The sequence below is a fragment of the Rhabdaerophilum sp. SD176 genome (genome assembly GCF_030143245.1).
In the GTDB taxonomy this organism is placed as follows: domain Bacteria; phylum Pseudomonadota; class Alphaproteobacteria; order Rhizobiales; family Beijerinckiaceae; genus Rhabdaerophilum.
In genome coordinates, this window is the sequence record NZ_JARJNS010000006.1 from 283,454 (window position 1) to 296,134 (window position 12,681).

Annotated in this window: 10 protein-coding genes; 8 read left to right on the top strand and 2 right to left on the bottom strand. The window is 65.6% G+C overall.

Translation table 11 applies throughout. The features are described 5' to 3' along the window. Positions 1-28: 28 nt before the first annotated feature. From P0652_RS15805 to P0652_RS15820, 4 genes are all read left to right on the top strand, one after another. Positions 29-1,492 (top strand): efflux RND transporter periplasmic adaptor subunit, encoded by a 1,464-nt coding sequence (locus P0652_RS15805; RefSeq protein ID WP_284179824.1) that lies wholly within the window; start codon positions 29-31, stop codon positions 1,490-1,492. Positions 1,493-1,496: 4 nt separating this feature from the next. After that, positions 1,497-4,652: an efflux RND transporter permease subunit gene (locus P0652_RS15810; protein WP_284179825.1), complete on the top strand. Its 3,156-nt coding sequence runs from the start codon at positions 1,497-1,499 to the stop codon at positions 4,650-4,652. A gap of 12 nt (positions 4,653-4,664) precedes the next feature. Then, on the top strand, positions 4,665-5,033 hold the full coding sequence (locus P0652_RS15815; RefSeq protein ID WP_284179826.1) for a hypothetical protein: 369 nt from the start codon (positions 4,665-4,667) through the stop codon (positions 5,031-5,033). Between the two features lie 409 nt (positions 5,034-5,442). Then, the gene (locus P0652_RS15820; RefSeq protein ID WP_284179827.1) at positions 5,443-5,967 is read left to right on the top strand and encodes a lysozyme inhibitor LprI family protein; all 525 of its coding nucleotides are present in this window, start codon (positions 5,443-5,445) and stop codon (positions 5,965-5,967) included. Between the two features lie 126 nt (positions 5,968-6,093). Here P0652_RS15820 and P0652_RS15825 read toward each other — a convergent pair whose 3' ends face one another. Further along, positions 6,094-7,896 (bottom strand): sugar transferase, encoded by a 1,803-nt coding sequence (locus P0652_RS15825; RefSeq protein WP_284179828.1) that lies wholly within the window; start codon positions 7,894-7,896, stop codon positions 6,094-6,096. Between the two features lie 17 nt (positions 7,897-7,913). Continuing rightward, positions 7,914-8,975, bottom strand: a complete 1,062-nt coding sequence (locus P0652_RS15830) for a glycosyltransferase (protein ID WP_284179829.1) — start codon at positions 8,973-8,975, stop codon at positions 7,914-7,916. A gap of 256 nt (positions 8,976-9,231) precedes the next feature. Here P0652_RS15830 and P0652_RS15835 point away from each other — a divergent pair, with 256 nt between their 5' ends. From P0652_RS15835 to P0652_RS15850, 4 genes are read left to right on the top strand one after another with little or no spacing between them, the layout of a single operon-like run. Then, positions 9,232-9,519 (top strand): STAS domain-containing protein, encoded by a 288-nt coding sequence (locus tag P0652_RS15835; protein WP_284179830.1) that lies wholly within the window; start codon positions 9,232-9,234, stop codon positions 9,517-9,519. Next, the gene (locus P0652_RS15840) at positions 9,519-9,836 is read left to right on the top strand and encodes a hypothetical protein (protein WP_284179831.1); all 318 of its coding nucleotides are present in this window, start codon (positions 9,519-9,521) and stop codon (positions 9,834-9,836) included. The genes P0652_RS15835 and P0652_RS15840 overlap by 1 nt, the downstream gene beginning before the upstream one ends. Before the next feature lie 2 nt (positions 9,837-9,838). Next, positions 9,839-11,971, top strand: a complete 2,133-nt coding sequence (locus P0652_RS15845) for an SLBB domain-containing protein (protein ID WP_284179832.1) — start codon at positions 9,839-9,841, stop codon at positions 11,969-11,971. After that, positions 11,971-12,681 carry a P-loop NTPase family protein gene (locus P0652_RS15850; RefSeq protein ID WP_284179833.1) on the top strand — a complete coding sequence of 237 codons (711 nt, stop codon included), beginning with the start codon at positions 11,971-11,973 and terminating at the stop codon, positions 12,679-12,681. Before P0652_RS15845 ends, P0652_RS15850 begins: the two co-directional genes overlap by 1 nt.

Sequence of the window (12,681 nt, forward strand, 5' to 3'; positions counted from 1 at the left end):
GAACCAGCCAGCCTGCATAGCGACAGGCATGAAGCGGCATTTCGGGTTGGTGACGGGCATGGCAGGTGGGTTCTGGCGGATCGGGCTCGGCCTTGCAGTGGCCGTGGCGTGGTTGCAGGCTTCGCAAGCCCATGAAGGCCATGACCATGGTGCACCCCCGCCGCCAGTTTCAGCCAGCATCGCGCCGCGTTTCGAGGCGTCCAGCGAGGCGTTTGAGCTGGTGGGCGTGCTGCGCGATGGCAAACTCACCCTGCATCTCGACCGTTTCCTCGGCAACCGCCCTGTGGCGGATGCCGAGATCGAGATTGATACCCCCGTCGGGCCGCAAAAGGCCCAGCGGCTGGGCGGAGGCAGCTATCAGATCGAGGCGCCGTTCGCAGCCATGCCCGGCAGCCATGATCTGATCGCCACCATCACGGTGGGCAGCGAAATTGATGTTCTGACGGCCGCGCTCTCGGTTCCGAACGATGAGCCTGGCAAGCCGAAGCCGGGTGCGACTGATCTCGCGCAGCGCCTGCCCGATGGCGCCGTCTTCGTGCCCAAGCCGAGCCAGCGCATTCTCGGGCTGGCCAACCAGAAGATGACAAAAGACACACATCCCCAAGCTATCACGCTGCCGGGGCGGATCGTGCCGGATCCCAATGCAAGCGGCGTTGTCCAGGCCTCGGTCGCGGGGCGGATCTCGGCGCCGCCCGGAGGCTTCAAGCGACTTGGCACGCCGGTAAAGGCTGGCGAAGTCCTGGCCTTCGTCCAACCTGCGATTTCAACGGCAGATCTTGCCAGCCAGGCGCAGCAAATCCGCGAACTGGAACAGCAGGTGACACTTGTCTCCCGGCGGCTCGAGCGCTTTCGCCAGGTCACGGCCGGCACGGTGACGCGGGCGCAGGTCGAGGATGCCGAGCTTGAGCTGGCCGGGCTGCAGGCCCGCCGTCAGGCTGTGGAGCGCATCCAGCGCGAGCCCGAGCCGCTCGTCGCGCCGGTGGATGGCGTGCTTGCCGCTGCGAATGTCGTGGCCGGGCAGATGGCCGATCCCAATTCGATCCTGTTCCAGATCGTCGACCCCGATCGGCTGTGGGTCGAGGCGTTGAGCTACGCCGGCGTTGTGGCCGGGGACCGCGGCAGTGCTATCCTCCCGGACGGGCGAGCCCTCTCCCTCGCCTTCGAGGGGGCCGGCCTGTCCGATCGGAACCAGGCCGTGCCACTCCATTTCTCGATCCTCGCCCGGGAAGCCGGGCTGCGGCTCGGCCAACTGGTCACGGTCAACGTGGCGACCGGACGGCAGCAGGAAGGGATTTCCGTTCCGCGCGCCAGCGTCATCCGGGCTGCCAACGGCACAATGCTGGTCTACGAGCAATCCAATCCGGAGCGCTTTGTCCCGCGCGAGGTGCGCGTGGAGCCGCTGGATGCCGAGCGGGTGATCGTCCTGTCCGGACTGGAACCGGGCAAGCGCATCGTGACGACCGGCGCCGAATTGCTGCATCAGGTGCGTTGAGCCGATGTTCTCCTTCCTCGTCACCCAATCGCTCCGGAACCGCCTGCTCGTCCTCGCCTTTGCCGGCGTCCTGATGCTCTATGGTGCATTCGTCATGACACGGCTGCCGGTCGACGTGCTGCCGGACCTCAACAAGCCGACCGTGACGATCATGACCGAGGCGGAGGGCCTCGCACCACCCGAGGTCGAGCAACTGGTCACCTTCCCGATCGAAACGCAGATGAACGGCGTGCCGGGCGTGACGCGCGTCCGTTCGGTTTCCGGCGTTGGGTTGTCGATCGTCTATGTCGAATTTGACTGGGGCACCGAGATCTACCGCAACCGGCAGCAGATTTCCGAGCGGCTGGCGCTGGTGCGGGATCGGCTCCCGGCGAATGTTACGCCACAGATGGGGCCAATTTCCTCCATCATGGGGCAGGTGCTGATGGTCGCATTGACCGGGCCGGATTCGGTTTCGCCGATGGAGATGCGGGAAATCGCCGAATTCAATATCCGACCACGGCTATTGACCATTCCCGGGGTTGCGCAGGTCATCCCGATGGGTGGCGAGGTGCGGCAGTACCGGGTGGCACCCAACCCGGCCGCGATGCGTGCCCTCGGCATCACGCTGGAGCAGATCGAGCGGTCGCTGGCGGCGTTCGGCACCAATACTGGCGGCGGCTTCGCTGACCAGTATTCACGCGAATTCCTGATCCGCAATGTTGGCCGCACGCTGAAGCTGGAGGATCTCGCCGCATTGGTGGTCGGGGTCAGCCGCGATGCGCCCATCCGGCTCGATCAGGTGGCCGAGGTTGGCTATGGCGCGCGGCTCAAGCGCGGGGATGCCGGCTTTATGGGCAAGCCTGCCGTGGTGCTCTCCATCGAGAAGCAGCCGGATGTGGATACCTTGCGCCTGACGGCGGAGCTTGAATCCGCGTTGCGTGATTTGTCAAAAGCACTGCCAACGGGTGTAAAGGTAGACAATATCCTGTTCCGGCAGGCGAATTTCATCGAGACTTCTATCCGCAACCTCAAAACGGTGCTGATGGAGGCAATTGCTGTCGTGGCCGTGGTGCTGTTCCTGTTCCTGCTCAACACCCGCACCACGCTGATTTCACTCACTGCGATTCCTGTTTCCGTGTTGGCTACGGCGATCGTGTTCCATCTGATGGGCCTTTCGATCAACACCATGACCCTCGGCGGGCTCGCCATCGCGATCGGCGAGCTGGTGGATGACGCGGTGGTTGATGTCGAGAACATCTTCCGCCGCTTGCGGGAAAACCGCGAGGCCGGCAATGCGCGGAGCGTCTTTGATGTGGTGGTCTCGGCGAGCCAGGAAGTGCGCTCGGGTATTGTCTATGCCACAGCGATCATCGTGCTGGTCTTCGTGCCGCTCTTTGCCCTGACCGGCATCGAGGGGCGGCTCTTCGCACCGCTCGGCAAGGCCTATATCATCTCGATCCTGATGAGCCTCGTTGTTTCGATCACGCTCACCCCGGTCATGGCCTATTACCTGCTGCCGGGGCTGAAGCGCTTCGATCATGGCGACAGCGCGCTGGTGCGCGGTCTCAAGAGGGTCAATGCGGCCCTGCTGGCCCTCGCCTTCCGGGTGCCCCGCCTGCTGATGCTGGTCGTGCTGCTGATGGTCGGAGGCGCGGCCTGGCTGGCAGTCCAGCTGCCGCGGGCCTTCCTGCCGCCGTTCAACGAGGGCACGCTGACGATCAATACGCTGTTCAACCCGGGCATCTCGCTGGCCGAAAGCCAGCGGATCGGCCTGATCGCCGAACGGCTGATCCTCGAGGTCCCGGAAGTCCGGCAGGTCGGCCGCCGCACCGGCCGGGCCGAACTCGACGAGCATGCCGAAGGCGTGCATTCCTCCGAGATCGAGGTTGATCTGAGGCCTTCCGCCCGCAACAAGGATGCGATCATCGCCGATATCCGCGAAAGGCTGGCCGTGCTGCCGCTGGTGACCAATGTCGGCCAGCCGATATCGCACCGGCTGGACCATATGCTCTCGGGTGTACGGGCGCAGATCGCGCTCAAGATCTTTGGCGAGGATCTCGATCAGCTGCGCCGCGTGGCGGAGGAACTGCGCGCGAAAATGACCAATGTGCCGGGCATCGTCGATCTTCAGGTCGAGAAACAGGTCCGGATCCCGCATCTCGATATCACGGTCGATTACAACAGGGCCGCGCTGTACGGCATAACCCCGGCCACCGTGACAGAGCAACTCGAGCGACTCTCCAACGGCCGCGTCATGTCCCGGTTGGTTGATGGCACGCGACGGTTTGATCTCGTGCTTCGTCTTGATGACCGGGCCCGGACCACGGGCTCGCTGGCCTCCATGCTGATCGAAACGCCGCGCGGCTGGGTTCCGTTGTCTGCGCTTGCGGATGTCCTCGAGACCGATGGCCCGAACCAGATCCTTCGCGAGAATGGCAAGCGCCGCATCGTCGTTCTGGCGAACAGCGATGGCCGCACGGATATGGCAGCCATTGTCGCCGAGATCCGCCGCATCGTCGCAGAGCACACGTTGCCCACCGGCGCCTTCACCATGCTCGAAGGCACGTTCCAGGCGCAGGAAGAGGCCAGCCGCACCATCGGCCTGCTTTCGTTGGTGTCGCTGGCGATGATCTTCGCACTCCTCTATTCGCGGTACCGCTCAGTACGGCTCGCGTTGATCATCATGGGCTCGGTGCCGTTGGCCCTGATCGGCTCGGTGGCGGCACTCTGGCTCGCCGGACAGCCGCTTTCGGTTGCCTCGATGATCGGCTTCATCACGCTGACAGGCATCGCCGCCCGCAACGGAATCCTGAAGATCAGCCATTACATCAACCTGTCTCTGTATGAGGGAATGCCGTTCGGGCGCGACCTCGTGTTGCGCGGCAGTCTCGAAAGGCTGACGCCGGTGCTGATGACGGCCCTCTCCGCGGGGATCGCTCTCGTCCCGCTGATGATCGATGCCCAGGCGCCGGGGAAGGAGATCCTCCATCCCGTTGCCATCACCATTTTCGGCGGCCTTGTCACCGCCACTGTGCTCGACATGCTGCTGACGCCGGTCCTGTTTCTGCGCTACGGCGCACGGCCGCTCGAACGACTGCAGATCCTGCATCGCCAGGAATCTGACCCTGCCTCAACCGGGCCCGCCCGATCCCGCGCAAACCTGCGCGAAGCGTATTGAAGGAAAATGATCATGCGATCCCTGTTTGCCAGCATTGCCCTCGCCACCAGCCTCGTGCCTGCCATCGCCCATGAGCAGCGGGTCGGGCCGCGGGGCGGCGCGCTGGTTGATGCCGGAACCTACCATGTCGAACTGGTCACGCGTGACAAGGCAATCGAGATCTTCGTCAGCGATGCTCAGGACAAGCCGCTGCCGGCCAACGGCTTCAAGGCCCTCGCCATTCTCGCGGTCTCGGGCAAGTCTGTCCGGGTGACGCTGGAGCCGGCCCCAGACGGCAGCAAGCTGATCGGCGCGGCGGCGGAATCCCTGCCTGCCCGCGTCAAGGGCGCTGTCCAGCTGACCGGGGCCGACGGCAAGACCTCGACCGGCCGGATCAACTGACGGAAAGATTGCGCGCCCCTTGGGCACCAAGATCGGTTAAGCGCCGTGACCTGACCGCCTGATTTCCTTCGTTTAGAACCAGATCCTGTTCTGGTTGTGGTCCTGTCTGGACCGGGTGGCGAACCCGTTGGGCGTCTCAGGTCACGGAGCAGCCCCAGCCGCCGCGACAGGCGGTTGCGCGTCGGCATTGCGGTCGCTCGCGATTTCCAGAGGGTTGACCGAGACCGGATGATCACAGCGTCCAGAAACCATGGGGCTATTCAGGCAGCCTGTGCTGCTGAACCGGAATGTTCAGGAAATGAGCGGCCCAGGAAACCGGAGGCTGGTCATCGGGTTTCCGTAATGGGCGGGTGAAGCGGCTGGCGGTAAGGCGGCTGGACAGAACCAAAGCCCAAGCGCAAAGTCAGTCATGCGCATGCCTTTGGCCCTGCTTCTGCTGGCGATCCTGACCGAGCCGGCCCGTGCCCAGGCGGATGACCCGCATCGGCCGACGGAGCAGGAACGGGCATGGCTCGCGCAGTGCCTTGGTGCTGCCGATCCCGGCGACCCTGTCTCCGGCCAGCGTTGCGCCGGACTGCTGACGCGGGCCTGTCTGGGGCATGATGAGCACGAAGTGCCGCGGCTGCACCAACCGGAGGGCCGCAGCGGCCATCCGAGAGGCTGCGCGCCAATCGAGTCCGCGTTGTGGGCGGAATGGCTGGAGCGCTGGAATGACGAGGCTTCCCAGGCCCTGCCGGCGCCGGCCAGGGAAGCGCTCGGCCGAAGCCAGCGGGCATGGACTGCCTTTCGCGACGCGAGTTGCCGGGTCGAGGCGCTGGTCCATCCCGGCTTCTACGGGCGCGATCTTGCCGCCGAGTGCCAGCGCGAAGCTGTGACGGCCCGGGCGCTCGACCTGCGCCGGATCGCCACCATGGCGCGCGAGGCGAGACGGTAGACCGGAGGGCCTCGCCTCGGCGCTGTCAGACCAAACAAGAAGTCTTTGAAAGCACCCTGCCCCGGCCTGGACCAGGCCGCGCCAAGCTGGCACCCCTGGGCGGTGCAGAGCTTCGTGAAGGTCGGTCTAGCGCCCCATGCCAAGCCCCATCACCAGGAATGTCTTGGCGATAATCGCCAGATCGGTGCGGAGCCACGCCAAGGGTGACTGCACTTTCAGCGCATAGCTGTGATCAAACAGGATCTTCAGTCGAACATCGTCGATGGTCGCATCATAGCCTGTCGAGACCTGCGCAAGGCCCGTCACGCCCGGCTTCAGCCCGAATGTCCGCTCGACATAGAAGGGGATTTCCGCCTCGAGCTTGCTGAAAAAGACCGGCCGCTCCGGACGCGGGCCGACAATCGACATCTCGCCACGCAGCACATTGAGGCATTGCGGCAGCTCGTCGAGCCGCGTCTTGCGGAGGAACCGGCCGAGCCGGGTAACGCGCGGATCGCCCTTGGCAGCCCAGACAGCGCCTGTGCCGGCTTCGGCATCGACACGCATGGTCCGGAACTTGATCAGATGGAACAGGTCGGTCCGGTCCGGCAAGGCCCGCCCGACACGCAACTGGCGATAGAAGATCGGCCCCCGGGAATCCAGCCGGATCGCCAGTGCGATCAGCGGGCCGATCAGCAGGAGGCCAAGGAAGGCCAGCAGCGCGATGGCGATGTCAAATGCGCGCTTGAGGCCCCGGGTAAGCGGGCTCAGCACGAGCGTTGCCCCCGCCTCGCGTCGGTCGGTCTTGCGGCGGTCATCATCGAACCGGCCGATGGCGAGGTCGAGGATGCCACGGGCCATGGCGAAATAGCTGCCAAGCGCATAGCGCAGGGCCCCGGCGATCATGCGGAGTCGGCCGTTTGGCAGGCGATCCGCGAGAAGGGCGAGGATCCCGATGGCTTCCGCCGCCGCGAGCGGCACCAGATCGAGCGGACCCTTCGACGTCACAGCAAGGCCGACAGACGCTGCGAGCGCGACCAGCAGCAACAACGGCGCTATGGCGCGAAAGGCTTTGCCGGAGGCGAAGAGCAACCCCATCCGCCAACCGGAAGCCCAGAGCAGGCGATGGCAGAGCAGGACCTGCTGGAGGTTGCCCGCGCCGAGACGACGCCGCCGGCGACGATCGATCCCGGCATCGGCAATCTCCCGGTCACCGATCACGACATCCGGACGGTCGACCAGCCGGAACCCGGCGGCGACAATCTGCATGGGCAGAACGAAATCGTCATTGATCGTCTCAGCCGGAAGGGGTGCCCAGGCGGCCCTGCGGAAGGCATAGCCGGCGCCATGGGCGCCCATCGGTGCTGCAAAGGCAGCCTCGCGGCGGCGAATGGCCTGCTGGTATTGCCAATAAGCTCGCTCCCCCGACGCTGACCCGTCGGCAAGGCCATAGGCCGGGCAGACCACACCGACGCCGGGATCGCGGAATTCCGGCACGAGGCGGCGGAGCGCATCTGCCGGAACGATACTGGAAGCGTCGAAAAGCACCAGGATTTCGGCATGCAGCGCTGCGATGGCGTCGTTCAGCACCGCAACCTTGCCGCGATTGATCGGGTGATCGATCAATCGGATTGCATGATCCTGACCGGCCAAGGCTGCCAGGGCGTGGTGTGCCCGTACAGCCGTGTCGTCCGGGGAGCCATCGCAGACCACAAGGATCTCCAGCCGGTCCTTCGGGTAATCGAGCGCAGCGAGTTGCCGGATCATGGCCTCGATATGCGCGGCCTCGCGATATGCCGGAACAACCACGCCGACAGCGGGCCACGGCCCGTCTGCCGGTGCAGGCTGCGGGGGTTTCATCGGCACGGTACGAAGCCAGAGCGGATAGACCAGGTGGTGATAGGCGAGCAGTGCAAGACTGATGGCAAGCGGGAACCAGAACAGGGACATGGGAAACTCCGTAGGAATCAGGTGGCAAGCAGCGCGCGGTATTGCGCAGCCATCTCGCGATGGGAGAAACGGGGATCGACGAAGGAACGCGGGCTCGTGACGGGCGGCATCTCGGCCAGCTGTCGGATGCATTCGGCCAGCGCATCGGGATTTTCCGGCGGGACGAGATAGCCGGTCCGTGGGCAAACGGCCTCGGCCACACCGCCGACCTTCGTGGCGATGACCGGCAGGCCAGCCGCCTGCGCCTCGATCAGGACACGTGGGAAGCCCTCGGCCCGGGAGGGAAGCGCGAGCAGGTCAAAGGCCGGGAACAGGCTTTCAGGCGCCTCGACGTGACCGAGAAAATGGACGCGGCCGGCAAGGCCATTTGCCTCGGCACGGGCGCGCAGGGCGTCGGCCTGGCTGCCCTGCCCGGCCAGAACGGCATGCCATTCCTGCGGAAGGCGGACGAGCGCATCGATCAGCACATCCTGCCCTTTTACAATCTCGAGGCGGCCAATACATCCGATCAGCCGGGCCTCCAGCGGTAGGCCGAAACGCAGCCGCGCATACCGGGCCGAGCCGGGCTGGAAGCGATCGAGATCGACGCCATTGGCAATGACGATCTGATGAACCACGCCGATGGCCTCGGCCACCTGGCCGGCCGTGGCATGCGAGACCGCCACGCGCTTCGGTGCCACCAGCCATTCCAGCGCCCGCGCGAGGCGCCGACGGCGGCCATTGGCGTAGTGCCAGCCATCGTGCTCGACATGGATCCGGCGGGTGATGCCGGCCAGCCGGGCGGCAAGGCCGCCATAGAGCAGCGGGCCGATATGGTGGGTCACCACAGCCTGCGCACGCCGCTTGCGCATCAGCGCTGCCAGTACCGGCACCAGCAGCCAGGCCTGCCCTGCGGGCTTGCCGAGGCCGACCAGCTGCCGGCCGAGACCGGCAAGGGCCGGCCAATGGGCAACCAGGCTCTCACGCGTACCTTCGAGAGAGACGATCACGACGTCAGGGTCCATGCGGGCGAGATCGAGAACAACAGTCTCGATCCCGCCCGGGGCCATGCGCTGAACAATATGAAAATGGGTCGGCATCGACGGGGCCTTTCTGGATCAGGGTCTGCCCCGTTCCAGCAAGGCCCATGCCCGACGCCACAGCCGCGATTCTTTCGAATTCGCAACGGAAACCACCCCGCTGCGCGTTGCTTTTTGCAATTCCGGATTTGCGAACTGGGCGTGTCCGCCCCGGAAACCGGTGGAAATCGCCAGATTGCAGGCCGATCGCGGCTGGCACCCGCCTTGCTGACTTCCATCCCGGATCGGCCGCGATGGCCGGAAGAAGGAGCAGACCATGACCCGTAGATTGCGCATTCAAGACGACCTCGATGCCGGCACGATGACGACCGTGCGCGTGCTGTTCGAGGAACTTGCCGCTGCCGAGGAAGACATCGCGCTGGATGTCTCCAATGTCAGCTTCATCGATTCCAGCGGCGTGGGCGGGCTCGTCTTCCTGTACAAGCGGCTCAATGCCCGTGGCCGCCGGCTGGAAATCGCCGGTCTGAGCGGCCAGCCGCGCCAGCTTCTTGACCATCTCAAGCTGACGCCGATCCTCGCGCCGGATCTGGCCCGGAGCGCGTGATGCCGCGCCTGGCCATTCTCGTCCTGATCGCCGGACTGGCCGGCGGCTGTGCCACCTGGCCCGAACCCGGGACGGGCGGCTTTGCCGAACGGCGCCCGGTCGAGGATCCGGGGCTGCAGGGTCTGACCATGCGGTACGAAACCCTGCGCCAGCGCGGCGCCGAACGCTGGGCGGCTGGCCTCGCGGACGAAGCCCGGCTGCTCCTGATCCGCGCGCAGCGCAACCACCAGGCTGGTCTTGCCGATGATCTCGCCGAAGACCAGCGTCGCCTTGCCCGTGTGCTCGATACGATCGAGCCCCATCTGCGGAGCCCCTGACCATGAATCCCCTCGCAGCCTTCCATCCGGCCCGGTTTGCCGGCCTGATCCTCGCGTTCATGGCCTTCCTCGCCGTCATGGCGACAACGGCTCTTGCTGCCACGGCCGGCGACGCGCTGCGGATCGGGGATACGGTCGCGCTGCGCGTGCCGGGCGAAGCTGCTCTCTCACAGGATTTCAAGATCGACCGGCAGGGCCAGATCATCCTGCCGGAAGTCGGTGCGGTCATCGTGGCCGGGCTCACAACCCGGGAAGCCGAAGGCGCGATCCGGACCAGTCTTTCGCGCGTCTACCGGGATCTCGACCGGCTGACATTGGCGCTCAAGGACAGGCGCCTGCTCGTGACCGTGCTTGGCTATGTCAAGAATCCCGGGCCGGTGGAGATTCCCGGCGATGCCTCGGTGCAGATGGCGATCGCGGCCGCCGGCGGCCTGAACCAGGGCGCGCAGCTCGACCGGTTCCGGCTGCAGCGGAAGGATCGCGAGATCACCTTCGACTACAAGAAGTATCTCGATACCGGTGATCCCGGCCTCCTGCCTGCACTGGAGCCGCTCGATACGTTGTTCGTGCCTGCTTCGCCGCGGACCGGCAATGTCCAGATCGATTTCGACGGGCGAACCCTCGCGGAAGCCGGAGATGGTGGCGAGGACCGCTCCTCCATCAAGGTGTTCGGCGAGGTCAACAAGCCCGGTATCTTCGCATTCAAGCCCGGCTCGAACGCGATCGACATGATCATGCGCGCCGGCGGCGTGACCCGCTATGCCTCGGTCGAACAGATCCGCATCATCGCCAAGGGCCAGCCCACGATCTTCAACCTCCAGACTTTCCTCGACAGCGGAAAGGCGCATCTCTTGCCCGATCTCGCCGAGGGTGCGACCATCTTCGTGCCGAAGCAGCTCGAAGAGATCCGCTCCGGCAAGAACACGGTCTATGTCATGGGTGAGGTGGCGAAACCGGGCGCGTTCGACTCGAAGCCGGGCGCCGGGTTCATCGATATCCTTGCCAATGCCGGCGGCCCGACGCGCTTCGCCGATACACGCCAGATCCGTCTCATCCGGGCCGATGGCACGGTGGCCCTCGTGGACCTGCCTCTCTTCACCGAGGGCAAGGGCGGTGCCCTGCCGCCCGTCGGGGCCGGCGACGCGATCTTCGTGCCCGAGAAGACCGATACCAAGGAACCCTCCTGGCTCAAGATCGCGCCTGACCGCGCTGTCAAGCTCATGGGCGCTGTGACACGACCGGGCCGGTTCGAATGGTCGGACGAGATGTCGCTGCTCGACCTGCTGGCGCAGGCCGGCGGACCGACACACAAGGCCGATCTCGCGCGGATCCAGATCCGGCTCGGCGAGAATGACAAGGGCAAGCCCGTCCTGTTCGACATGACGGCCTATCTGAATGGCCAGAACACCGCCCTGCCCCGCCTTCGGGCCGGGGCCGTGATCATGGTGCCGGACCTCCCGTCCAGCCCCGTCGACATGAAGGGCCAATGGGTGCAGCAGGCGCCGGAAGCCTCGATCTACGTGATGGGACAGGTCGGCTCGCCCGGACGCTACGCCTTCAACACGCAGATGAACTTCCTCGACATCATCGCGGCGGCAAATGGCCCGACCAGTGCGGCCGACCTGAGGAATGTCCGCGTCTCGCACCGCCACGGCAAGGGTTCGCGGATCAGCAAGGTCAATCTTGCGCGGTATTTCGAGACCGGGGATGACAAGCTCCTGCCGCGCGTCAAGCCCGGAGATGTCATCTTCATTCCGGACCGGAACAAGGAATGGCTCGACGACCCGAAGGAGCGGACGGTCCGCGTCATCGGCGCCGTCGGCAAGCCGGGCCGCTACCGCTTCGCCGATGACATGACCCTGCTCGACCTGCTGGCCGAAGCCGGCGGTCCGACCAGCGACGCACTCCAGACAAAGATCGTCGTGATCAACATCACGGCCCAGACCGAAGGCGCGCGCCTCTTCGACCTCGTCGGCTTTGCCAAGTCGGGCGACATTTCGCGGCTGCCGGCGGTGCGGGCCGGAGACACGGTCTACGTGCCGAACATGGCGCAGAGTGACTGGAAAATCTTCATGGACGGCGTCCGCGACGTGATCCCGCTCGTCTCGCTCGTCGCCCTGCTGGGAGCCCTGTAATGGCCAAATCCGAAACCAGCGGCATCACCGCCAATCTCCATACCCTGCTCGAGCGGATGCGCCATGCCACGTTCACGCAAGGCGCGCGGGTCATCGCCCTCACTGCCCCGCATGCCAATGCCGGGAACTCGCTGATCGCGGCGCTGTTCGCTCGCCGTCTGCATGAAACCGGCCTCAAGGTGCTGCTCGTGGATGCGTCGCTTCCCCCTGACCCCCGGACGAGCCCGGGGCGCTGGTCGCCGGGCGATGGCGGCGGGCTGCATCTCGTTTCCCGCGAGGCTGAAGGGCCAGACCGGCTCTGGATCGCCATCCATCCGGATGATGCCGGCCGGTTCAACGATCCGGCGCGCCTGCGGTCCCTGTTCGAGACCGAACTCTCGGCCTACGATGCCGTGATTGTCGATTGCGCTCCGGCCCGGATCGGCTCCGGCGCGGCGATCGAGGCCATGACCATTGCGGCGATTTCCGGGGCAACGCTGGTGATCGGCAAGGCCAACCGCACTTTCGGCCATGAGCGGGATGCCGCCTTGGCACTCCTGGCCGAATGCCGGGCACCCCTGGCCGGGTTCGTCATCAACGACATTATCGCCCCAAGCCTCGGCTCGGAGATTGCCCGCGAGGTCCGGCGGTTCCGGCGCTTGCGTCCCCGCTGGGCGGACCGTCTCGCCGCCTGGGCTGAGTCCCTTCCGCTCTTCAACCTTCCGGCCTGA

What these genes read in the sequence shown, in the direction of transcription:
- P0652_RS15805 (WP_284179824.1), top strand. Translation starts at nt 29, where the DNA reads ATGAAGCGGCATTTCGGGTTGGTGACGGGCATGGCAGGTGGGTTCTGG.
- P0652_RS15810 (WP_284179825.1), top strand. Translation starts at nt 1,497, where the DNA reads ATGTTCTCCTTCCTCGTCACCCAATCGCTCCGGAACCGCCTGCTCGTC.
- P0652_RS15815 (WP_284179826.1), top strand. Translation starts at nt 4,665, where the DNA reads ATGCGATCCCTGTTTGCCAGCATTGCCCTCGCCACCAGCCTCGTGCCT.
- P0652_RS15820 (WP_284179827.1), top strand. Translation starts at nt 5,443, where the DNA reads ATGCGCATGCCTTTGGCCCTGCTTCTGCTGGCGATCCTGACCGAGCCG.
- P0652_RS15825 (WP_284179828.1), bottom strand. Translation starts at nt 7,896, where the DNA reads ATGTCCCTGTTCTGGTTCCCGCTTGCCATCAGTCTTGCACTGCTCGCC.
- P0652_RS15830 (WP_284179829.1), bottom strand. Translation starts at nt 8,975, where the DNA reads ATGCCGACCCATTTTCATATTGTTCAGCGCATGGCCCCGGGCGGGATC.
- P0652_RS15835 (WP_284179830.1), top strand. Translation starts at nt 9,232, where the DNA reads ATGACCCGTAGATTGCGCATTCAAGACGACCTCGATGCCGGCACGATG.
- P0652_RS15840 (WP_284179831.1), top strand. Translation starts at nt 9,519, where the DNA reads ATGCCGCGCCTGGCCATTCTCGTCCTGATCGCCGGACTGGCCGGCGGC.
- P0652_RS15845 (WP_284179832.1), top strand. Translation starts at nt 9,839, where the DNA reads ATGAATCCCCTCGCAGCCTTCCATCCGGCCCGGTTTGCCGGCCTGATC.
- P0652_RS15850 (WP_284179833.1), top strand. Translation starts at nt 11,971, where the DNA reads ATGGCCAAATCCGAAACCAGCGGCATCACCGCCAATCTCCATACCCTG.